Raw genomic sequence first — 22,842 nt, forward strand, 5'->3', positions numbered from 1 at the left:
TGAAATCATAGGGAGGACGAACACATGGTGATGCATGACTTTAATGAGCTCTATGTGTTCGCTGCGGTCGTCGAGCAAGGGGGGCTTTCGGCTGTTTCACAATGTCTTGATCTACCCAAGTCAACACTGAGTCGGCGTATTTCTCAGCTTGAATCCAGGGTAGGGCAGCGCTTGCTGTTAAGACTGTCAAACAGAATGGTGCCAACTGAAGCGGGCAGTCTGTTCTACAGCTATTGCTGTCAAATGATTGAACTGGCGAGGTTGAGTCAAGTATCCCTTGATGAACTTCGGGATGACGTCAGTGGGGATCTGACGTTGCACCTGCACCCGGCGTTCGAACATGCCTGGATGCCGTCCTGGATAGTTGACTTTATGACGCTGCATCCCGCAGTCAACCTGGAGTTAAAGGTTGAGTCACAGGCGCCGGAGGGCCAGGGAGGGGCGAGTGATCTATGGCTATGGCTTGGCGCAGAAGACATACCGGGGTTGCGTTCGGATCATCTGGGAGCCTGGCCAACCGCGCTGTATGCCAGTCCGAATTACATGCGGGAACATGGTCAACCCCAGGTCCCGGAAGACTTGAGCGCGCACCCCTGGGTGCTTCGTCCTGAGGATCGCATTCGGCAGATCATGCTGCATAACAATCAGGCGCAGACCTATGCTATTTCGTCGCCCCCATCACGTATCAAGACCAATACACTCTTGATGCAGGCGGTTTGTATTGCCGATGGTCAAGGCATCGGCATTTTGCCGACGGGGTTCGCGGAGCACTACCAGCAGTCGCATCCCGACAGTCTGTGTGTTTGCCTGGAAGGGTGGATGCCGGACGTTTTGCCACTCAGGTTGCATTACAGCTTTGGCCGTCCGTCACGAAAGGTCGAGGCGCTGAAGGCGTGGTTGCAACTGAAGCTGTCCGGCAAAGGGCAAACGTGATTACTTGAGCCGCCGTTCTATGCCTTTTTCCACGAGGATCTTTGCCGAGATTTCCTCTATAGAGAAAGTGGTGGTGTTTACAAAGGCGATGTTCTCCTTACGAAACAGATTTTCCACCTCACGTACTTCGAATTCACACTGGGCAAAGCTGGCATAGCGGCTGTTAGGGCGGCGTTCATTACGAATACTGGTCAAGCGCTCTGGTTCGATGGTCAGTCCAAACAGCTTGTGCTTGTGGGGCTTGAGGGCGGCTGGTAATTGAAGATGCTCCATGTCCTCTTCGGTCAGCGGATAGTTGGCTGCCCGTATGCCGTATTGCAGGGCCAGGTAAAGACTCGTGGGTGTCTTGCCGCACCTGGAAACGCCCACCAGGATGATATCGGCGTTGACATATTGTTGAGTACGCGCGCCATCATCGTTGTCCATGGCGAAATGCACGGCATCGATTCGGTCTTTATAGTGGCTATTGTGCTGAATTGAGTGGGATTTGCCGACCGAATAGGAAGACCCGTCCCCCAGTTCCTGCTCAAGCGGGGCGAGAAAGGTCGAGAAGATGTCGATCATGAAACCATTGCAACTGGCCAGTTCCTTGCGAATTTCGGAATTGACCACCGTATCAAAAATAATTGGCCGGGCACCGTCTTGCTCGGCAGCTGCATTGATTTGTTGTACCATGCTACGCGCTTTTTCTACAGTATCGACATAGGGTCGGAGCAGCTTGGTGAACTCGATGTTCTCGAACTGTGAAAGCAGACTCTGACCCAGTGTTTCGGCTGTGATGCCGGTACCGTCAGAAATGAAAAAAGCGGTGCGTTTCATGCGCGAAGCCTTAAGATGTCGGTGGCGAGTGCATCAGACCTGTATTCAGGTCGACCTGGTCTCAGTGGCCGCATTGTGGCGCATTTGCGCCGGCCAGACCAGCTACCCGCCCCATGGCGGACCAAATTCATTGAAAAGCGGAGAGATCACCTTGTTAGAGTACGTAGTGTCCTTCGAGCAGTTGGGCGTTGATGATGTTGAGCGGGTTGGCGGCAAGAACGCTTCCCTTGGCGAAATGATCAGCAACCTGGCCCATGCCGGTGTATCTGTGCCCGGCGGCTTTGCCACGACCGCAGACGCTTACAGGGATTTTCTTGAACAGAGTGGTCTGAATGATCGTATCCATGCCGCCCTCGACGCACTGGATGTTGATGACGTCAACGCCCTTGCGCGCACCGGCGCCCAGATTCGCCAGTGGGTAATGGACGCAACCTTCCCAGAGGCTCTGGATCAGGCGATTCGCACGGCTTTTGCCGAGCTTTGCGCGGGTAATGAGCAACTGGCTGTGGCGGTGCGCTCTTCGGCCACAGCAGAAGACCTGCCGGATGCCTCCTTCGCTGGCCAGCAGGAAACCTTTCTGAACATTCGCGGCGTGGATAACGTTATCCGCGCAGCCAAGGAGGTCTTTGCCTCCTTGTTCAACGATCGCGCCATTGCCTATCGCGTTCACCAGGGTTTTGACCATAAATTGGTGGCATTGTCTGCAGGTGTTCAGCGCATGGTGCGCTCGGAAACCGGAACAGCTGGCGTCATGTTCACGCTCGATACCGAATCAGGCTTCCGTGATGTAGTCTTCATTACCGGAGCCTATGGTTTGGGCGAGACGGTCGTGCAAGGTGCAGTGAACCCGGATGAATTCTATGTCCACAAGCCTACCCTGGAAGCGGGCCGGCCATCGATCCTGCGCCGTAATCTTGGCAGCAAGGCAATCAAGATGGTTTACGGCGAAGAAGCCAGTGCCGGTCGCTCGGTCAAGACAGTGGATGTGGATGCCGCCGAGCGTGCGCGTTTTTGCCTGACTGATGAGGAAGTCATCAACCTGTCCAAACAGGCCCTCATCATTGAAAAGCACTATGCCCGACCGATGGATATCGAGTGGGCCAAGGACGGTGACGACGGCAAGTTGTACATCGTTCAGGCGCGCCCTGAAACGGTCAAAAGTCGCAACAACGTCAATGTCATGGAGCGCTACCTGCTCAAGGAAAAGGGTAAGGTACTGGTTGAAGGCCGTGCCATTGGTCAGCGAATCGGTGCCGGCAAGGTGCGCATCATTCACGATGTGACCGAGATGGATAAGGTGCAGGCCGGTGATGTGCTGGTATCGGATATGACGGATCCGGATTGGGAGCCAGTCATGAAGCGTGCCAGCGCCATTATTACCAACCGCGGTGGGCGTACCTGTCATGCCGCGATTATCGCCCGTGAACTCGGTATCCCGGCGGTCGTCGGGACTGGTAATGCTACCCAGGTTCTGCAGGATGGTCAGGAAGTGACTGTGTCCTGTGCCGAAGGCGACACCGGTCTGATCTATTCCGGTCAGCTGTCCTTTGATGTGCGTACCAACAGCGTGGACGCCATGCCACAGCTGCCGTTCAAAATCATGATGAACGTTGGCAACCCTGATCGGGCCTTCGATTTTGCTAATCTGCCCAACGAGGGCGTAGGTCTGGCGCGCTTGGAATTCATCATCAATCGCATGATCGGCGTGCATCCCAAGGCTCTGCTGAACTTCGCCAGCCTGCCGGCTGATGTCAAGGACAGTGTGCAAAAGCGCATTGCCGGTTACTCCGACCCGGTCGGCTTCTATATCGAGAAGCTGGTTGAAGGCGTGAGTACGCTGGCGGCGGCTTTCTGGCCAAAGAAAGTCATCGTGCGCCTGTCCGACTTCAAATCCAACGAGTACGCCAACCTGATTGGCGGGCGCCTGTATGAGCCGGAAGAAGAGAATCCGATGCTCGGTTTCCGCGGTGCATCACGCTATATCAGTGATTCTTTCCGCGATTGCTTCGAACTGGAGTGCCGTGCGATGAAGCGCGTGCGCGACGAGATGGGCCTGACCAACGTCGAGATCATGGTGCCCTTTGTGCGCACCGTCGGCGAGGCCCAGCAGGTGGTTGAGATGCTCGCGGAGAATGGCTTGAAGCGAGGCGACAACGGCTTGCGTCTGATCATGATGTGCGAGCTGCCAGCCAACGCCCTGCTGGCCGATGAATTCCTTGAACACTTTGATGGTTTCTCCATTGGTTCCAACGACCTGACTCAGTTGACGCTGGGCCTTGATCGCGACTCCGGGATCATTGCGCACCTGTTTGATGAGCGAAATGCCGCCGTGAAGAAACTCTTGAGCATGGCCATTTCTGCCTGTATCAAAGCCAACAAGTACATTGGCATTTGTGGCCAGGGCCCGTCTGACCATCCGGATCTGGCGCGCTGGCTGATGGAGCAGGGGATAGAAAGCGTATCGCTGAACCCTGATTCGGTCATGGATACCTGGTTCTTCCTCGCCGAAAACCCGAACTGAGCCACTGACTGCAAAGGAGAGATGCTGATGCATTATGTAACCCCTGATCTGTGTGACGCTTATCCTGACGTGCTGGTTGCCGAGCCGATGTTCAGCAACTTTGGCGGGCATGATGCCTTTGGCGGGCAGATCGTTACGGTCAAATGCTTTGAAGACAACTCGCTGGTCAAGGAGCAGGTTGATCTCGACGGCAAAGGCAAGGTGCTGGTGGTTGATGGTGGTGGTTCATTGCGCCGCGCCTTGCTGGGCGACATGCTGGCTGAAAAAGCGGCGAAGAACGGCTGGGAGGGCATCATCGTCTATGGCTGTGTGCGCGATGTTGATGTGCTGGCCCAGACCGCTGTGGGCATTCAGGCCCTGGCCAGTCATCCGATGAAGACCGAGAAGCGTGGTATTGGTGATCTGAATGTGCCCGTGACCTTTGCCGGTGTCGTCTTCCGTCCCGGCGAGTACGTCTACGCCGACAATAACGGCATTATCATCTCCCAGGTTGCCTTGAGCATGCCAAGCTGATGGGGTTTGGCTTACTCAGCCTGTGAGGTGACATTCCAGCGCCTCCGTGCGTCCATATGAGGTAACTCATCCAGAGGAGAGGGTGCATGGAGGATCCAATTGAGCAACGCCTTCGTGAGCTGATGCGCGGCGAGCAAGGTGTTTCAGATCCGGTTGAAGACCAGCGCCTGGAGCGAGTCCTGCACAGGGCTCACATCCATGGCGGGATATTCGATCTGGTTAATCTTTTTTCACGCTGGGGCTGGGTGCTCTCTGAGGGCGGTGCACGTGGTTTGCGCCATGCCCGCCCGGTTTCTCGGCGAACGGCCAAAACTACGTCGGCTGATGCACAACAAGAGGAGTGATTTGATCATGGAATTAGATGTCTGGAGCCAAAGCTTCACTGAAGCCATGTCCACTCTATGGGCCAAGATAGCGGCCTTTATTCCCAGTCTGATAGCGGCACTCTTTATCATTTTGCTCGGCTTTGTTGTGGCCAAGGTGGTTGATACCCTGTTGAGCAAGGGCCTGGCCAAGATTGGTCTGGATCGGCTGATGCATGGGGCAGGGGTCAACAAGCTGTTCAAACGCATCGGTATATCGGCACCGGTGTCGACGGTTATAGGCAAGATTGTCTATTGGTTTATTGTCCTGACCTTTATTGTTTCGGCCGCAGAGTCGCTGGGCTTGGCTCGGGTGTCTGCCACGCTGGATGTCTTTACCCTGTATTTGCCGAAGGTGTTCGGCGCCGCGTTGATCCTGTTTGCCGGCCTGCTGCTGTCTCATCTGGTCAACGGTGTGGTACGTGGCGCGGCGGAGAGTATCGGCGTTGACTATGCCAGTGGCTTGGGCCGCTTTGTTCAGAGTTTGCTGGTCATTATCACGGTCTCTCTGGCCATTGGGCAGTTGCAGATTGAAACGGCTTTGCTGAATACCGTCATCGCCATCGTGCTGGTGTCATTCGGTGCCGCCGCCGCATTGGCCTTGGGCCTTGGCAGTCGCGACGTGGTCAGTCAGATCATTGCTGGCATCTATGTGCGCGAGCTTTACCATGTGGGTGATCGCATCAAGCTCGAGGGACTGGAAGGCGTGATCGAGGAGATCGGTACGGTCAAGACCCAGTTGCTTGATGACGAGGGGCAGATCGTTTCGGTGGATAACCGCAGCTTGCTCAGTCAGCGCGTTTCACGCTGACATCCTTGAAGCAGCCGGATAGCCACAGCCAACCATGGTGAACAACACACCACAGCCACGACGCTATAATCCGCTCGATCTTACCGATGAGGAGCTGGTCGAGCGGGCCAATCAAGAGCTTTTTCACACGACAGTGGCCTATGAGGAACTGATGCGGCGCTATCAGCGCACGCTGTTTAATGTGTGCGCCCGGTATTTGGGCAATGAGCGTGATGCTGATGATGTGTGTCAGGAAGTCATGTTGAAAGTATTACATGGCTTGCGTCAGTTTGAAGGTAAGGCGAAGTTTAAAACCTGGCTTTACAGTATCACTTATAACGAATGCATCACGCAGTATCGTAAAGAGAAACGTAAACGCAGACTGTTTGATGCATTGAGTCTTGACCCTCAGGACGAGGTAGAAGATACCGTATCGGTGCCGGTTACAGATCGCGCCAGCCTGGACCGCTGGTTGGTGCACGTAAACCAGGTAGACAGGGAAATATTGGTGCTGCGTTTTGTTGCCGAACTGGAGTTCCAGGAAATCGCCGATATTATGCACATGGGTTTAAGTGCGACTAAAATGCGATATAAACGTGCACTCGAAAAACTAAGAAAGAATATAGATAGTCCCTTTTAAAAGCACTCTGCTTGTATTTGCTAAATTCTGTTATACTCTGTCAGTGTTTTGCGCAAGTTAACGTTTTAATGGAAGAGATGGGGATTCACTGATGAAATTGAAAAACACTTTGGGTATCGTTGTTGGAACTGCGATCGCTGCTTCCTTCGCTATGCCTGTCATGGCTCAGAGCGCTGGTTCGGTTGAAGTTGAGGCATTTGCCAAGCGCTACTTCACTGATAGCTACCGTGATCTGAACGACGGTGCTCTGGTGGGTGGTGGAATTGGTTATTTCCTGACTGATGACGTTTTGCTGAATATCAATCTGGGTACATACCGTAACCTGGAAAGCGACGTAACTGGCGAAGACATCGATGGTCGCCTGTCAACCGTTGAAGCCGTGTACCACTTTGGCTCCGGTGCAGTCCGTCCTTACGTTTCCGGTGGCCTGGGTCATCAGGAACTGGATCAGGTTGGCACCAGCTCGCGTGACCGTACAACTATGGCCCTGGTCGGCGCCGGTGTTAAAAACTACCTTAGCGAAAACTTCTTCCTGAAGGCTGGCGTTGATGTCATGCATGGCTTTGACAGCAGCAACACCGAGTGGATGGCTGGCGTTGGTCTGGGTCTGAACTTTGGCGCCGCACCTGCGCCTGCCCCGGTTGCTCAGCCTGCACCGGCTCCTGCTCCAGCACCGGCCCCCCAGCCTGCGCCTGAGATGCAGTCCGTCCGCGTTGAGCTTGACGTGAAGTTTGACTTCGACCGTGACACTATTCGCCCTGAATACCGTCAGGACATCCAGAGTCTGGCCGAGTTCATGAAGACCTACCCATCGGTTACTACCATGGTTGAAGGTCACACTGACTCCGTAGGTAACGATGCCTACAACCAGAATCTGTCCGAGCGTCGTGCCAACTCAGTACGTCAGGCTCTGATTGCCGAGGGCGTTGAAGCCTCACGCGTCAGCTCTGCCGGTTATGGTGAGTCACGTCCGATCGCTGATAACGCCACTGACGAAGGTCGCTCCATGAACCGTCGTGTTGAGGCGGAAGTGGAAGCACAGGTTCAGGTGCGTTAATCGCCTGATCTGATGTTAAAAAACCCGGCTTCGGCCGGGTTTTTTTATGTCCATATCAAATGTAATTCACGCCTGGAAACCGCAGCCGGAAATCATCCGGCATAGGGCTGACCTTGGACGTGGTGAAGTCGTAAAAGACAAAGCCGGATTTTGCTAGCGCCACCAGTTCACCACCGACTGCCTTGGTGATACGGAAAATGATGTCGCCGCCGTATTTGTTCAGATCCATGACCCCAACTTCAAATATCAGTGCATCCCTGGCAAAGGCTTCGCGCTTGTAGGTAGTGGCCAGGTCGGTAATGATGATGCCGGTATCCCGATCGCTGACTTCTTCTATGCCGAACTGATAGAGAAAGCGTGCTCTGGCCTCTGAGATCATCGAGATCATGGAATCGTTTGCCAGGTGCTTGCCGGCATTGATGTCGGTAATGCGCACAGTAAGCTGTGTTGTGAAGTAGAACTGATTCTCGGGGAACTCGAGGTTGATACGTGCCATACGATTAAACCTGTGACTGCTGATGCTGCCGGGGCAGGGGACTTGGAAGCGGCGCATTGTACGTGAGATAGCTTATCTCAGACAGCGTTTGCAGACGTTCAGACATAAAAAAGCCACCCAAATGGGTGGCTTTTCGATGACACCAGACAGCGTGGCTGTCTGCTGAACCTTAGGCTATCAGCCGAACTGGTTCATGGTGTTGTCTTTACCGCTTGCTTTCAGAGCCGCTTCGCCAGCGAAGTACTCTTTATGGTTGTCACCAATGTCGGAGCCAGCCATGTTCTGGTGCTTGACGCAGGCGATACCCTGACGCAGCTCCTGACGCTGAACGCCCTTGACGTAAGCAAGCATACCTTGATCTGCGAAGTAACCTTTTGCCAGGTTGTCGGTAGACAGCGCGGCAGTGTGGTAAGTCGGCAGAGTGATCAGGTGATGGAAAATGCCGGCATGGGCAGAACCATCACGCTGGAAGGTACGGATCTTCTCGTCGGCAACCTGAGCCAGTTCGCTCTCGTCGTAATCGACGCTCATCAGGTTGGCGCGGTCGTAGGCAGATACGTCCTTGCCTTCGGCGACAAATGCATCGAACACTTGCTGACGGAAGTTCAGGGTCCAGTTGAAAGACGGGCTGTTGTTGTAAACCAGCTTGGCGTTCGGGATAACCTTGCGGATCTCGTCAACCATGCCTTTGATCTGGCCAACATGCGGTTTCTCGGTTTCGATCCACAGCAGATCGGCGCCGTTCTGCAGGCTGGTGATTGAGTCGAGAACGCAGCGTGCTTCGCCGGTGCCAGCGCGGAACTGGAACAGGTTGGACGGCAGACGCTTGGGACGCAACAGTTTGCCTTCGCGGTTCAGAACGACGTCGCCGTTCTTCATGTCGGCAGGAGAGACTTCTTCGCAGTCAAGGAAGGAGTTGTACTGGTCGCCCAGGTCACCTGGCTCGTTGGTTACGGCGATCTGCTTGGTCAGGCCGGCACCCAGGGAATCGGTACGGGCAACGATTACACCGTTGTCGATACCCAGTTCCAGGAAGGCATAACGTACAGCGGCGATCTTGGCCAGGAAGTCGGCATGCGGAACAGTTACCTTGCCGTCCTGGTGACCGCACTGCTTCTCGTCGGAAACCTGGTTTTCGATCTGGATGCAGCAAGCACCGGCTTCGATCATGCGCTTGGCCAGCAGGTAAGTGGCTTCAGGGTTACCGAAGCCAGCATCGATGTCAGCAATGATCGGCACAATGTGCGTTTCGTAGTTGTCGATCTGGTTCTGGATGTCAGCGGCCTTGGCATTGTCGCCAGCTTCGCGGGCAGCATCCAGTGCGGTGAACAGCAGGTCCAGTTCGCGGGAGTCAGCCTGGCGCAGGAAGGTGTACAGCTCTTCGATCAGGTCGGAGACGGCTGTTTTTTCATGCATGGACTGGTCAGGCAGCGGGCCAAAGTCGGAACGCAGGGCAGCAACCATCCAGCCGGACAGGTACAGGTAACGCTTGTTGGTAGTCTTCAGGTGCTTCTTGATCGAGATCAGTTTCTGCTGACCGATAAAGCCATGCCAGCAACCCAGAGACTGGGTGTATACAGAAGAATCGGCGTCGTACTCAGCCATGTCTTTGCGCATGATGTCGGCGGTGTACTGGGCGATTTCCAGACCGGTCTTGAAGCGGTTCTGAGCGCGCATGCGAGCGACGGATTCGGGGTTGATAGCGCTCCAGCTGCTGCCAAATTGCTCTTTCAGAGCGGCAACTGCTTTGATGTCGTTTTGATAAGCTGACATGGTCAATCCTTCAAGGTTTGCGTTTGGTTGAGCACGATTTTTCCACCCAAAACCCATATGATTAAGGCTGTGCATGGGCGGCACACCGCTGAGCATCTGAACAGGACTGAAAGGGAGTAATCCGAGAGGGGATGGAGTAGGGCGAGCAGGTGATTGAAAGCCGCTGCGCTGTCTGACGGGAGCCAGGTAACCAAACGTTCCCATGGGGTGCGCCGGCGATGCAGGTTGTGCTGTCAATCAGACTACGTTAAATCGCTTCCCCGTCCCTCAGGACAACTTCGTTCCAGTCGCAACCTCATCAAACGGCTTTTTGAGCTGTTAAGATACTGACCGATACCTTTGTTCGGAATCGATCCGGAGTTCACTTTCGTGTTCTCTGGCTAGCGGGAGCGACGCAATGATGCGACTTGGTTGGCAATAAGTCAATGCAGATGTAGTGTTTTTTTCCTGCCACTACAGGCAGGTTAGCTCAGTCAAGCGGATCAACCTTGATCCGCAGACTGCCCTGTTCCTGGCTGCGCGTAGTTGTGCGCCGACCTATATCACGGTCGTTGCTGTCAGCCGCGTCGCCAATCCCGCCAATAGTGATCCATTCGCCAACGCGCGCAGTCACCACAGTATCGGCTTGTTGCACATCAATAACGCGGGCGTCATTACGGTTGATGCGGTCGTTGTTGGCACTCAGGGTGACGGTAGCCATGTCGCCATTCAGACGAACGGTCGCATAAAAACCCTGGGTCACGTTCTGATACTGGGTCTGCTGGATTACTCGGCCATAGATGTCGGTGGTGGTGCTGGTCAGCGGTACGCTCTGACCACTCTGGATCAACACCGGGTAACCCTCATTGGCAGTAATTTGCCGAACACCATCATTCATGCCACGGGTCTCTCGACGAATGATGCGGGCTTGGTTGTCGCCCCGGGGATTGCCGATGACCACATCACCTGCGCCGGTTCCAATACGGCCGTCAAACTGGTAGCCCTGCTCGGAAGACGTAACACTGCCACTATTGGCGACGCTGATCATGATACGCCGGGGTTGTCGGTCAAGGTCGTTCAGCATCCGGCGGATGGCTTCGATACGGGCTGGATCGGCACGAACGATCAACTGATTGCCATAGGCAGAGATACGCTCGTCGTCTTCCAGCATGGGCTGAATCGCTGGCAGAATGCTGTCAGCCATGCTGTAAGAGAGCGTGAAAATCTCGGTCCGTTGCTGCGCATGGACAGCTTGCGCTTGAAGCAGCGTGCCCATGACAAGCAGGCTGGTTAAGATCAAGGATTGCCAGTTCACAACATGAATCTCCTGATGGCCGGGTCGCTTTGACTGGTTGACCAGAGCTCGTCAAACCGACTGCCCCAACGCTTGACCTGATCGGGACTGTTATAACGCACAAAGCCCTCTCGGTGCAGCGCTCTGGGGAGCATGATAATGCCGCAGTCGTCTACCAGCATGTAGACCTCAGGGCCTCGGGTCCGTTCAGGATGTTGCCGGCGAATTTCAATGGTGCTGGGAAAGCGGTGCATCAGGGTCAGCAGACTGTGCCCTTCGAGAAAAGCTTGACTGGCTTCCTGGATCAGGATGCGTACACGGGATTTCGGCTGCCTGGCGATCAGTTGTTCCAGGCAGTCGAGCACGTCGCGGCGGTTGAACAGCCAGATAGCCTGGTCTGCGGCACATATAGTCACCTGACGGCGGGCCTGGCTGATTAGCCAGCACAGGTGCTCATGGGCATTCTGCTCAGTCATATCGACCAAGTCACGTTGCTCACCGAGTTGAAAGGGCAGGTCGAAAACCCGCTCTGGACGTGCCTCGGCAGGCGGATTGTGAATGCTGAATTTTCCGGGGGAGGTGAACTCGATAGGCGGCAAGTCGTCCACCATTGGTGCGTCCCAGGACATGGCAATGTGTGGAATGCCCGCCTCCATATACTCATCCGAGCAGGGCTGGAAACCGAGTTTCAGGTAAAAGTCGCGGGCGTAGGTCTGGGCAGAAAGTTCGATATGGCGCATGCCAATGCTTTTTGCATACTGCATGATGTAGTCCATCAGCTTGTTACCCAAGCCCTTGCCTCGCCAGTCAGCACTGATCGCCACGCGACCAATATGGCCGTCTTCTAGCAACCGTGCGGTTCCAACAGCCTGATTGTCGATGAGCATGAGAAAGTGGGTAGCTACTGGATCGTCCGCATCCCACTCGAGATCAGCGGGGACCTGTTGTTCTTCGACGAAAACGGCGTAGCGAATACGCCTCAAGACCTCGGTGCTTTGCCAATCTACAACCTGAATGTCGATCTCATTCATCCTCTCCCTCCAGCAGGAGATCTCCCTTGCCAAACAGTTGCTCAATCAGCGTCCAGGCATCGACGTTGTCATGCCAGGTCAGGAGCGCTGTCGGATCAAGATAATCCTCATGACAGAGTAGTTGAACCAATGGCAACAGGGTAGCAGGCAGCAGACAATGCTCACCGCTGGCGAACAGCAGCAGGTGCTCTGAACCCTCCAGGCGATAGGCAAGGCGGGCACTGGGGTTGCGCATAAGGCCATAACCGTTACCCAGTTCGTTCGCCAGCAGGTCGCTGTCGACTTCCTGCGGCTGAATCATGTCGGGATACCGTGGTTCCGTCATGAAGCGGCCAAACCAGGTGCCCAGTGCTTCACGGTCATTCACCAGTGACAGCATGATCTGTTGCAGGCGGTCGATGCTAGCATCATCAATGGCGGCCGGGTCAGCAGGAACTGTCATGCCGGCATCACTGTAGCGCTGTTGGTCATCCAGATATTGGGCCAGGAAGTCCGTGAAGTGTACGAGGACTTCCTGGTGGCTGGGCGCGCGGAAGCCCACCGAGCAGGTCATGCAGTCATCTTCGGCTATGCCGTAATGGGCCAGCCCCGGCGGTATATAGAGCATGTCGCCGGGGGCCAACAGCCACTCATCAGTCTGTTCAAAATGGCTGAGAATGCGCAGGTCGGGATGCTCCAGTAGCGGGCTCCGGGCATCACAAGACTGTCCGAGTTTCCAACGTCGATGCCCATGGCTCTGCAGCAGAAAGACATCGTAGTTATCGAAATGCGGGCCCACGCTACCACCGGGTGCAGCGTAGCTGATCATCACATCATCAATCCGCCAGCTGGGCAGGAAGTTGAAGGGTTTCATCAGCTCGGCGACGTCCGGCACAAACTGGTCAACGGCCTGGACCAGCAGGGTCCAGTCGCGTTCGGGCAGCTGCTTGAAGTCTTCCTCGGTAAAGGGGCCGCGGCGTAGCTCCCAGGGCGCTTCGCCCTCGGTCAGAATAATGCGCGATTCAATCTCTTCTTCCAGCGCTAATCCGGCCAGCTCATCCGGTGACAGGGGGCTTGTCAGTTCAGGAAATGCCTGACGGATAAGCAGCGGCTTTTTTTGCCAATACTCGCGCAGGAATATCTCCGGGGTAATCTCGCCGAGAACCCGGCTTTGCAGCGTATCTGTCATGATTGCGACCTTGCCTGAGGGCGGAATAAGCTAAGCAGTATAAAAGGACGGAGCGGGTAAGGTGAACGCCGCACGCATCCCGAAGCAGCGCTTCAGGAATAGGTGCGGCATATTGATTTAAACGCGGCGAGCTTGCTCTATAGCGCTGCCAATATAGTTAGCGGGCGTCAGGGCTTTCAGCTCGGCTTTGGCGTCAGCCGGGATCTGAAGGCCATCAACAAACTCGAGCAATGCCTCGGGAGTAATGCCTTTGCCGCGGGTCAGTTCCTTGAGTTTTTCATAGGCGTTCGGCACCGCATAACGGCGCATCACCGTTTGAATCGGCTCGGCCAACACTTCCCAGCAGGCATTCAGATCATCAGCAATGCGTTGAGCATTCAGCTCCAACTTGCTGATTCCCTTGAGAGTTGACTCATACGCAATAACGCTGTGAGCAAACCCCACACCCAAATTGCGCAATACCGTGGAGTCGGTCAGGTCGCGCTGCCAGCGGGAGATGGGCAGTTTGCTGGCAAGGTGTTGCATCAATGCGTTGGCAATACCGAGATTGCCTTCGGAGTTCTCGAAGTCAATCGGGTTGACCTTGTGCGGCATGGTTGAGGAGCCAATTTCGCCAGCAATGGTCTTCTGCTTGAAGTAACCCAGCGAGATGTAGCCCCAGATGTCGCGATCAAAGTCGATCAGAATGGTATTGAAGCGCGCCACCGCATCGAACAGCTCGGCAATATAGTCATGCGGTTCAATTTGCGTGGTATAGGGATTGAAGCTCAGCCCCAGGGTGTCTTCGATAAAGGCTTTGGCATTGGCTTCCCAGTCAATCTCCGGGTAGGCCGACAGGTGAGCATTGTAGTTGCCGACCGCACCGTTGATCTTACCCAGCAGGGGAATGGCTTTGATCTGGGCAATCTGACGCTCCAGGCGATAGACCACATTGGCCATTTCCTTGCCCATGGTGGAGGGCGAGGCTGGCTGACCGTGAGTGCGAGACAGCAGTGGTACGTCGGCAAAGGCAACGGCCAACCCGCGAATCTGATCAGCAATCTGCTGCATCAGGGGCAGTACCACCTGATCCCGCCCCTCACGCAACATCAAGGCGTGGGACAGGTTATTGATGTCTTCAGACGTGCAGGCGAAGTGAATGAATTCATTGATTTTCTGCAGTTCTGGCAGGGTGTCGGCCTGTTCCTTGAGCAGGTATTCAACGGCTTTTACGTCATGGTTTGTTGTGCGCTCGATGTCCTTGATGCGCTCGGCATGCTGCAGCTGGAAGTCCTCTGCCAGGGTATTAAGCAGGGCATTGGCTTCAGCGGAAAAGGGGCTGATTTCGGCGATCTGCGGATGGGAGGCCAGGCACTGCAGCCAGCGCACCTCGACCTGGACGCGGAATCGGATCAGACCATATTCACTGAATATCGTGCGCAGGCTGGCTGTTTTGCTGCCGTAGCGGCCATCAACGGGGGAAACGGCGGTCAAGGAGGACAGTTGCATAAGCTATCTCATCAAAAGGTCAGGCGGAAAGGCGCAAATGATACACCAGATCAGGCGGATTTGGCCCGTGCTGCGGGCAGACTGATGCTGATCATGGTGGAGGCGAAAATCAGACCGGCGCCCAGCCAGGATGAGATGTCCGGGACTTCGCTCCAGAGAAACCAGGCAAAGATGCCGGAAAAGACGATAGCCAGATAGCTCCAGGGGCCGATCTTGCCCGGTGCGGCAAGGGCATAGGCGCGTGACATGACCAACTGGCTGACAGTGGCGACCAGCCCAATGGCCACCAGCATGCTCAGTTGTTTGACGGTCAACGGCTGCCAGGCCCAGGTCAAGGGGATAGCCGAAAGCAGGCTGGAAAACAACGCGAAGTAAAACACAATGCGCATTGAGGGCTCGCTGTTACTCATGGCCCGGATCGACACAAAGGCGCACGCTGCCAGGAGGCTAGCAGCAATCCCCGCCAGGCCCTTGGGGTCAAACAGGGCGCCACTGGGTTTGGCCACCAACAACACGCCGGCAAACCCTAACAGCACCATGAACATCATGCGTGGGGTAAGGGATTCCCGCAGCCACCACCAGGCCAGTAATGGCGTAAAGACGGGCGCGGCATAAGTGAAGACCATGGCATCGGCCAACGGCAGGTGCGCGATGGCATAGAAAAAACAGTACATCGCACCCAGGCCATAAAAGGTGCGCATAAAATGGCTACCCAGACGTTGGGTGCGGAAGGGTGCGATACCCTTGACCAGAATCAGGGGCAGGAAGAACAGCACACCCACCAGATTGCGGAAGAACACCACGTTCTCATTGTTGACTTCGCTGGACACCTCGCGAATCAGAATGCCCATGCAAGCGAACAACAACGCCGATGTGCCCAACAGCAGCGCGCCCTTGCGTGGTAGATCCTGGCGACTCAGCTCAACCATTGAGTACAGACCGAACCGCGTCCAGAAGTTTTTTGCGGGATATCAGCAATTGCCAGCGGTGGCCACCGAGCTGACGCCAGAGCATGGCCGAGCGTATTCCGGCCAGCAGCAGGGCGCGTATGCGGTTGGCGGTATCGGGTTGCTGCAGATAGCGCATATCGCCATGCACCTGGATGCGCAGGCGCAGGGTGCTGATGGTGTCCTGATAGAGACTGCCAAGTGAGGCGCTGACATTGTCATGCAGGATGCCAAAGTGCTCGACCTGACTCTTGACCAGATCCAGACGTTGGCCGATGACGCTGAGCATGTCGTCGCGCTTGGCCAGCATGCGCTCAAGGGCGATCAGGTTCATGGTGTAGCGCAGGGCATCGCGCTGCAGTGCAGCCGTGTCGCGCTCCAGCAAGGATTGTAAAGCCTGCAGGCCTTGTCGTATTTGATGATGGGAGCCGCCGTAAATCGTCAGGACGTCATCCGGAGAGCGCTCCAGAACACTGTTCATCAAACAACCCAGAGGGGCTTCACTGATCTGGCCCGAGCGCGCCAGCTTGTCGACCTGAATGCCAACTTCAAAGATTGCACCCAATGCCAGTACCTGCTCTTCATGGCGGTTCATGCAAAATCCTCGGTGGTGGCGGGAAGGGCAGTTTCAATCACGCCGCCACCCAGGCAAACATCGCCGGCGTAGAAGACGATGGATTGGCCAGGGGTGACCGCCCGCTGAGGCTCCGTGAAACTAATCAGGTAGCCTTCACTGGTCTGCTCAAGCATGCACGCCTGGTCAGGCTGGCGATAGCGCACCTTGGCGGTCAGCTGTAACGGCGACTGCAACACCAGGGGATTGACCCAGTAGATGGATGAACAGGTCAAGGCGCTGGAAAACAACCAGGGATGCTCATTGCCCTGGCCGACAATCAGCACATTGCGCTGCAGGTCCTTGCGCAGCACATACCAGGGCTCGTCACTGGCACCTTGCAATCCACCAATCCCCAGGCCCTGACGCTGCCCGATAGTGTGGTACATCAAACCATGGTGGCGACCAATGACCTTGCCGTCGGTGGTTTGAATGTCACCGGGCTGGGCTGGCAGGTACTGCTTGAGAAAATCGCTGAAGCGCCGCTCGCCGATAAAGCAGATGCCGGTTGAGTCTTTCTTTTTCGCCGTGGCCAGTTGGTACTTTTCTGCGATATGACGCACGGCAGGCTTTTCCAGCTCACCAACCGGAAACAGGGTGCGGGCAATTTGTTCGCCAGCCACCGCATGCAGGAAGTAGCTCTGATCCTTGTTGTTATCAACACCGCGCAACAACAGGGTCTGGCCGTCCTGGTCGGCACGCCGGCAGTAGTGCCCCGTAGCAATCAGGTCGGCACCCAGCTGCAGGGCGTAATCGAGGAAGGCCTTGAACTTGATTTCGCGGTTACACAAGATGTCGGGGTTGGGCGTGCGTCCAGCCTTGTATTCTTCGAGGAAATGCTCGAACACATTGTCCCAGTATTCGGCGGCAAAGTTGGCAGTGTGCAATGTGATGCCGAGTTTGTCGCTGACTGCCTGAGCGTCGGCCAGATCATCCATGGCCGTGCAATACTCAGTACCATCATCCTCATCCCAGTTCTTCATGAACAGGCCTTCAACCTGATAACCCTGCTCCAGCAGCAGCGCCGCCGATACCGACGAATCGACGCCGCCGGACATGCCGACAATCACGCGCGTCTGGCTGGGTGGTTTGGTAATGGGCATGGTCATGTCAGCGGATCAGTTCCAGTGGGTAGTGGGGTTTGTGCAGGTAATCTTCAATGCAATCAAGCACCAGGTGGCTGCGCAGGTCGGCGCGGCGTGCGCGAATCTCGTCCAGGCTCATCCAGACGGCCCGTTCGATACCTTGATCAAGCGGCCGATCGGGATCCGATCCCAGCACGCGGCCGGCAAAACAGCAGCGCTGATAGGTCTCGCCATTGTCCGCCTTGAACAGATATAACCCCAGCAGAGCTGTGATCTCGACGCTGTGTGCGGTTTCCTCGAGGGTTTCCCGTTGTGCTGCCTGAATAAGACTTTCGTCTTCTTCCAGATGGCCTGCGGGCTGGTTTAAAACCAGTCTGCCATTGCGGTATTCTTCCACCAGCAGGAAGCGGTTTCGCTCTTCTATGATGGTGGCAACAGTAACATGGGGCAAGAAACGCATGCTTGACTCCTGAGCAGGTTGCATAGGGTAGCCTAATCCATGCGGCGGGTGAACTGTGGCGGGTTATCCGGCCGAGCCTGACTGGAATTGCTGGTATAACCGGCTAGGATGCTGATAGATCCGTGATGTAGTGAGAATGTAGTGATACTACAAGCTGCAATCCGGTCAGATATTGAAACGAATTGACTGGGCTATATACGACCAAAGTCAGGGCAAATGAATTGAAAGTGCGTGACTTTTTGTAGGAAAACTACAACAATGTCGCCACCGCTGTAACCACATTTTGGGCTGGGGATTACCTTCCACGGCCTTGTATGACAACGACAACATAACGGAGTCAATAATGGGATACCAAAAGATCCAGGTGCCGGCAAGCGGCGACAAAATTACCGTGAATGCCGACCTGTCCCTCAACGTACCGAACAATCCGATCATTCCCTACATCGAGGGTGACGGAATCGGCATTGATATCTCGCCGGTGATGATCAAGGTGGTTGATGCCGCCGTTGAAAAGGCCTATGGCGGAAAGCGCAAGATTTCCTGGATGGAAGTCTACGCCGGTGAAAAAGCCACTCAGGTTTATGATCAGGACACCTGGCTGCCAGAAGAAACCCTGCACGCCGTCAAGGACTACGTTGTCTCCATCAAGGGCCCCCTGACCACACCCGTCGGTGGCGGCATTCGCTCCTTGAACGTGGCCCTGCGTCAGCAGCTCGACCTGTATGTCTGTCAGCGTCCGGTACGCTGGTTTACGGGTGTGCCGAGTCCGGTCAAACAGCCGGGTGATGTGGATATGGTGATCTTCCGTGAGAACTCCGAAGACATCTACGCTGGTGTTGAATTCAAGGCCGGCAGCCCGGAAGCCATCAAAGTCATCAAATTCCTGCAGGAAGAGATGGGCGTCAACAAGATCCGCTTTACCGACATGTGCGGTATCGGCATCAAGCCGGTTTCCGAAGCCGGTACCAAGCGTCTGGTTCAGAAAGCCTTGCAATATGCCGTGGATAACGACCGTAAGTCGGTCACCATCGTGCACAAGGGCAACATCATGAAGTTCACCGAAGGTGCCTTCAAGGAATGGGGCTACGAAGTGGCTCGCGATGAGTTTGGTGCCGAATTGCTGGACGGTGGCCCGTGGATGCAATTCAAGAACCCGCGCACGGGTCGCAACATCGTTGTCAAGGACGTGATTGCCGACGCTATGCTGCAGCAGATCCTGTTACGTCCGGCTGACTATGATGTGATTGCCACCCTGAACCTCAACGGCGACTACTTGTCCGATGCGCTGGCCGCAGAAGTCGGTGGTATTGGTATTGCTCCAGGCGCCAACCTGTCCGATTCAATTGCCATGTTTGAGGCAACTCACGGCACAGCACCCAAGTATGCCGGTCTGGACAAGGTCAACCCGGGCTCGCTGATTCTCTCTGCCGAGATGATGCTGCGTCACATGGGCTGGGTTGAAGCGGCGGATCTGATCATCAAAGGTACTGAAGGCGCTATTAGCAAAAAGACCGTAACCTATGACTTCGAGCGTCTTATGGAGGGTGCAACCCTGCGCAAATGCTCCGAGTTTGGTGACGACATGATCGCCAGCATGGGCTAAGTCAGCAAGGGCACCAACAACAAGGCCGGCTTATTAGCCGGCCTTGTTGTTTATGGCATACCTGATGGAGCATGCCGCCTATCTGACCTGCCGCTCGCTCAAGCTGATGGCAGGGGATAAGCTCAGTTGTGCGACACTTCCGCCTCGGGGCTTGAAACTACCGCCTTGGCTGCCAGCGGTTCACCCGACTGGATATTCACTGCATGCAGACCCTTGGGTCCCTGAATAACCTCAAATTTGACTGGCTGACCTGCCTTGAGTGTACGGTAGCCGTCCATCTGGATGGCCGAGTAATGTGCAAACAGGTCTTCATCCTTGCCATCAGCCACGATGAAGCCATAGCCCTTGGCGTTGTTAAACCACTTGACCTTGCCATTTTGCATACTGCATCCCTCTTGTTGCCCATACTGGGAGTGAAATCCGTGATTCGCGAAAGAGCGCACACACCCTGAAACAGATGACCGCAATGCAATGCTCGTTTACACTTTTTAACACTGAATCAACGTAAGTCAAGATAGCCTCAGGCAAGCTGAGTACCAGCGCACATTTTTTTTGCCTACGGCAGTTCATGAAACCCAGTAACCAGCGATGTTTCTCATGTTTGCAAAGACAGATTTTCGACTAACCTTAAATCAGGGCCCAGATCAGCCCGAGCAGGGTGATGATTTCGGGCTTGCAGTGGAATCCAGCAAGCCTGAATTAAAGCCGCCATCGCGCTATCAGGTGGTTATGATGGACGATGACTACACACCCATGGATTTTGTAGTGGAGGTTCTTGAAACTTTTTTTCCATTGAATCGGGAAGCCGCTACACAGATCATGTTGAAGGTCCATACTGAAGGCAGCGCGGTGTGTGGTGTGTTCACCCGTGACATTGCCGAAACCAAGGCCGCACAGGTCAATGACTATGCCAGGGAATGCCAGCATCCGCTGATGTGTCAGATTCAGCGGGAAGCGTAACAAAGCGACTTAAGTCGCACGATGAGGTGGCACCATGCTCAATAGAGATCTCGAGATCACCCTGAATCTGGCGTTCAAGGAAGCCCGCAGTAAACGCCATGAATTCATGACCGTAGAACACCTGTTGCTGGCCCTGCTGGATAACCACGCGGCCGTGGATGTATTGCGCGCCTGCGGCGCTGATATGGAGCGCCTGCGCAGGGAACTGTCCGAGTTTATCGACTCGACTACACCGCTGATTCCAAAGCAGGACAGTGATCGAGAAACCCAGCCGACCCTGGGCTTTCAGCGTGTACTGCAACGTGCCGTCTTTCATGTCCAGAGCTCCGGCAAAGGCGAGGTCAGTGGAGCCAATGTGCTGGTGGCGATCTTCAGTGAGCAGGAAAGCCAGGCGGTGTTCTTCCTCAAGCAGCAACAGATTGCCCGTATTGATATCGTCAACTTCATTTCCCATGGCATTTCCAAGGTAGGCGGCGATTCGGAACAGATTCAGCCAGACCAGGAAGCCGGTGATGACGAGAACGGCGAAACCGTCGGCTCGACCAATCCGCTGGATGCCTATGCCAGCAACCTCAACGAGCAGGCCCGTCTGGGGCGGATTGATCCGCTGGTAGGTCGCGCTCATGAAGTTGAGCGGGTCGCGCAGATTCTGGTGCGCCGGCGCAAGAACAACCCGCTGCTGGTAGGCGAGGCGGGCGTTGGCAAGACCGCCATAGCCGAGGGTCTGGCCAAGCGTATTGTCGATGGTGAAGTACCGGATATTCTCTCCGAAGCTGTGGTCTATTCCCTGGATCTTGGCGCCTTGCTGGCTGGTACCAAGTACCGAGGTGATTTCGAGAAGCGCTTCAAGGCGTTGCTCAAAGCGCTGCGCAAGCGTCCCCAGGCCATCCTGTTCATTGACGAGATTCACACGATCATTGGAGCCGGCGCCGCCTCCGGCGGCGTAATGGATGCCTCCAACCTGCTCAAGCCATTGCTGACCTCAGGCGAGATCCGCTGTATCGGTTCAACAACCTTTCAGGAGTTTCGCGGCATTTTTGAGAAAGACCGTGCTCTGGCCCGGCGTTTCCAGAAGGTGGATGTGGTCGAACCCTCTGTGGATGACACTATCCAGATTCTCAAGGGGCTCAAGAGCCGCTTTGAGGATCACCATGGCATCGGTTATACCGATGAGGCCTTGAAAGCCGCTGCCGAGTTGGCATCCCGTTACATCAACGACCGGCATATGCCTGACAAGGCCATTGACGTGATTGACGAGGCGGGCGCCTATCAGCGTCTCAAGCCGGTCAGTGAGCGTCCAAGCGTGATTGATGTGGCCGAGATCGAGTCGATTGTGGCCAAGATTGCGCGCATTCCGCCCAAGCATGTTTCCACCAGCGACAAGGAACTGCTGAAGAACCTTGAGCGTGATCTGCGTCTGGTGGTCTTCGGTCAGGATAACGCTATTCAGGCCTTGTCCACGGCGATAAAACTGTCACGCGCTGGCCTCAAGTCAGCGGATAAGCCGGTGGGCTCCTTCCTGTTCGCCGGGCCAACCGGTGTCGGCAAGACGGAGGTAACCCGTCAGTTGGCCAAGAGCCTGGGCGTGGAATTGCTGCGTTTTGACATGTCCGAGTATATGGAGCGGCACACAGTGTCACGCCTGATCGGCGCACCTCCGGGCTATGTCGGTTTTGATCAGGGCGGTTTGCTGACCGAGGCAGTGAGCAAGAACCCGCACTGTGTTCTGTTGCTCGATGAAATCGAGAAAGCGCATCCGGAAGTCTTCAACCTGCTGCTGCAGGTCATGGATCACGGTACGCTGACCGATAACAACGGGCGCAAGGCCGACTTCCGCAACGTGATCATCGTGCTGACAACCAATGCCGGCGCGGAATCCATGGCGCGTTCCTCGATTGGCTTTACCCAGCAGGATCACACCACCGATGCCATGGAAGTGATCAAGAAAACCTTCACGCCGGAATTCCGTAACCGTCTGGATACCATTATCCAGTTTGGTCGTTTGAGCCATGACAGCATCAAGAGCGTGGTCGACAAGTTCCTCACCGAATTGCAGGCACAGCTGGAAGACAAGCACGTCTTGCTGGATGTGGACGAGGAAGCGCGCAACTGGCTGGCGGAACACGGTTATGATCCGCTGATGGGTGCGCGTCCGATGGCTCGCCTGATTCAGGAGAAGATCAAGCGGCCGTTGGCTGAGGCCATTCTGTTTGGCGAGTTGTCCGCGCATGGTGGCACGGTTCACATCAGCCTGCGCGATGATGAACTGACCCTGGATGTACTGGAAGAAGAGATGGCCTGAGCCCTTCA

At 55.4% G+C, this 22,842-nt stretch carries 22 protein-coding genes; 10 read left to right on the forward strand and 12 right to left on the reverse strand.

The genetic code is table 11. The features are described from left to right. Window positions 1-24 precede the first annotated feature (24 nt). Window positions 25-933, forward strand: a complete 909-nt coding sequence (locus AC27HQ_RS12365; protein WP_487156477.1) for a LysR family transcriptional regulator — start codon at window positions 25-27, stop codon at window positions 931-933. Here the strand turns inward: AC27HQ_RS12365 and ppsR are convergent, their stop codons facing one another. After that, the gene (gene ppsR / locus AC27HQ_RS12370) at window positions 934-1,752 is read right to left on the reverse strand and encodes a posphoenolpyruvate synthetase regulatory kinase/phosphorylase PpsR (RefSeq protein ID WP_487156478.1); all 819 of its coding nucleotides are present in this window, start codon (window positions 1,750-1,752) and stop codon (window positions 934-936) included. It lies immediately after the preceding gene. 151 nt (window positions 1,753-1,903) lie between these two features. Here ppsR and ppsA point away from each other — a divergent pair, with 151 nt between their 5' ends. The 6 genes from ppsA (at window position 1,904) to AC27HQ_RS12400 (ending at window position 7,635) form a co-directional block, all read left to right on the forward strand. Further along, the gene (gene ppsA, locus AC27HQ_RS12375) at window positions 1,904-4,273 is read left to right on the forward strand and encodes a phosphoenolpyruvate synthase (protein ID WP_487156479.1); all 2,370 of its coding nucleotides are present in this window, start codon (window positions 1,904-1,906) and stop codon (window positions 4,271-4,273) included. A 27-nt stretch (window positions 4,274-4,300) separates the two neighbouring features. Next, window positions 4,301-4,786, forward strand: a complete 486-nt coding sequence (gene rraA / locus AC27HQ_RS12380; RefSeq protein ID WP_487156480.1) for a ribonuclease E activity regulator RraA — start codon at window positions 4,301-4,303, stop codon at window positions 4,784-4,786. Window positions 4,787-4,872: 86 nt separating this feature from the next. Beyond that, window positions 4,873-5,130 (forward strand): hypothetical protein, encoded by a 258-nt coding sequence (locus tag AC27HQ_RS12385; RefSeq protein ID WP_487156481.1) that lies wholly within the window; start codon window positions 4,873-4,875, stop codon window positions 5,128-5,130. Between the two features lie 7 nt (window positions 5,131-5,137). Beyond that, window positions 5,138-5,959 carry a mechanosensitive ion channel family protein gene (locus AC27HQ_RS12390; RefSeq protein ID WP_487156482.1) on the forward strand — a complete coding sequence of 274 codons (822 nt, stop codon included), beginning with the start codon at window positions 5,138-5,140 and terminating at the stop codon, window positions 5,957-5,959. Between the two features lie 34 nt (window positions 5,960-5,993). Beyond that, window positions 5,994-6,578, forward strand: coding sequence for an RNA polymerase sigma factor SigX (sigX, locus tag AC27HQ_RS12395; protein WP_487156483.1), 585 nt, complete (start codon window positions 5,994-5,996; stop codon window positions 6,576-6,578). A 91-nt stretch (window positions 6,579-6,669) separates the two neighbouring features. Further along, a complete protein-coding gene (locus tag AC27HQ_RS12400) occupies window positions 6,670-7,635 on the forward strand; it encodes an OmpA family protein (protein ID WP_487156484.1) in 966 nt (321 codons plus the stop codon). Window positions 7,636-7,690: 55 nt separating this feature from the next. Here AC27HQ_RS12400 and AC27HQ_RS12405 read toward each other — a convergent pair whose 3' ends face one another. From AC27HQ_RS12405 to AC27HQ_RS12450, 10 genes are all read right to left on the reverse strand, one after another. Then, entirely contained in the window at window positions 7,691-8,131 is a 441-nt protein-coding gene (locus tag AC27HQ_RS12405; RefSeq protein WP_487156485.1) for a thioesterase family protein, read from the reverse strand. A gap of 177 nt (window positions 8,132-8,308) precedes the next feature. Next, window positions 8,309-9,904 (reverse strand): isocitrate lyase, encoded by a 1,596-nt coding sequence (locus AC27HQ_RS12410; protein WP_487156486.1) that lies wholly within the window; start codon window positions 9,902-9,904, stop codon window positions 8,309-8,311. Between the two features lie 469 nt (window positions 9,905-10,373). After that, window positions 10,374-11,198, reverse strand: coding sequence for a secretin N-terminal domain-containing protein (locus AC27HQ_RS12415; protein WP_487156487.1), 825 nt, complete (start codon window positions 11,196-11,198; stop codon window positions 10,374-10,376). Beyond that, entirely contained in the window at window positions 11,195-12,208 is a 1,014-nt protein-coding gene (locus AC27HQ_RS12420; protein ID WP_487156488.1) for a GNAT family N-acetyltransferase, read from the reverse strand. The genes AC27HQ_RS12415 and AC27HQ_RS12420 overlap by 4 nt, the downstream gene beginning before the upstream one ends. Further along, window positions 12,201-13,376 (reverse strand): ribosomal protein uL16 3-hydroxylase, encoded by a 1,176-nt coding sequence (locus AC27HQ_RS12425; protein WP_487156489.1) that lies wholly within the window; start codon window positions 13,374-13,376, stop codon window positions 12,201-12,203. The genes AC27HQ_RS12420 and AC27HQ_RS12425 overlap by 8 nt, the downstream gene beginning before the upstream one ends. 117 nt (window positions 13,377-13,493) lie before the next feature. Beyond that, window positions 13,494-14,864, reverse strand: a complete 1,371-nt coding sequence (gene purB / locus AC27HQ_RS12430) for an adenylosuccinate lyase (RefSeq protein ID WP_487156490.1) — start codon at window positions 14,862-14,864, stop codon at window positions 13,494-13,496. Between the two features lie 50 nt (window positions 14,865-14,914). After that, window positions 14,915-15,793 (reverse strand): DMT family transporter, encoded by an 879-nt coding sequence (locus tag AC27HQ_RS12435; RefSeq protein ID WP_487156491.1) that lies wholly within the window; start codon window positions 15,791-15,793, stop codon window positions 14,915-14,917. Further along, window positions 15,786-16,406, reverse strand: coding sequence for a high frequency lysogenization protein HflD (gene hflD / locus AC27HQ_RS12440; protein ID WP_487156492.1), 621 nt, complete (start codon window positions 16,404-16,406; stop codon window positions 15,786-15,788). The genes AC27HQ_RS12435 and hflD overlap by 8 nt, the downstream gene beginning before the upstream one ends. Continuing rightward, on the reverse strand, window positions 16,403-17,533 hold the full coding sequence (gene mnmA, locus AC27HQ_RS12445) for a tRNA 2-thiouridine(34) synthase MnmA (protein WP_487156493.1): 1,131 nt from the start codon (window positions 17,531-17,533) through the stop codon (window positions 16,403-16,405). The genes hflD and mnmA overlap by 4 nt, the downstream gene beginning before the upstream one ends. A 1-nt stretch (window position 17,534) precedes the next feature. Continuing rightward, window positions 17,535-17,969, reverse strand: coding sequence for an NUDIX hydrolase (locus AC27HQ_RS12450; protein WP_487156494.1), 435 nt, complete (start codon window positions 17,967-17,969; stop codon window positions 17,535-17,537). 343 nt (window positions 17,970-18,312) lie between these two features. On the opposite strand from AC27HQ_RS12450, the gene icd reads away from it, so the two are divergent. Further along, window positions 18,313-19,572, forward strand: a complete 1,260-nt coding sequence (gene icd / locus AC27HQ_RS12455; protein ID WP_487156495.1) for an NADP-dependent isocitrate dehydrogenase — start codon at window positions 18,313-18,315, stop codon at window positions 19,570-19,572. A gap of 122 nt (window positions 19,573-19,694) precedes the next feature. Here icd and cspD read toward each other — a convergent pair whose 3' ends face one another. Continuing rightward, window positions 19,695-19,955 carry a cold shock domain-containing protein CspD gene (cspD, locus tag AC27HQ_RS12460; RefSeq protein WP_487156496.1) on the reverse strand — a complete coding sequence of 87 codons (261 nt, stop codon included), beginning with the start codon at window positions 19,953-19,955 and terminating at the stop codon, window positions 19,695-19,697. Between the two features lie 214 nt (window positions 19,956-20,169). On the opposite strand from cspD, the gene clpS reads away from it, so the two are divergent. Together clpS and clpA are read left to right on the forward strand one after the other, a co-directional pair. Beyond that, window positions 20,170-20,532 carry an ATP-dependent Clp protease adapter ClpS gene (gene clpS, locus AC27HQ_RS12465; protein ID WP_487156497.1) on the forward strand — a complete coding sequence of 121 codons (363 nt, stop codon included), beginning with the start codon at window positions 20,170-20,172 and terminating at the stop codon, window positions 20,530-20,532. 34 nt (window positions 20,533-20,566) lie between these two features. Continuing rightward, window positions 20,567-22,834: an ATP-dependent Clp protease ATP-binding subunit ClpA gene (gene clpA / locus AC27HQ_RS12470; RefSeq protein ID WP_487156498.1), complete on the forward strand. Its 2,268-nt coding sequence runs from the start codon at window positions 20,567-20,569 to the stop codon at window positions 22,832-22,834. Window positions 22,835-22,842: the final 8 nt, after the last annotated feature.

The sequence above is a fragment of the Halopseudomonas sp. 4NH20-0008 genome, from assembly GCF_057548395.1.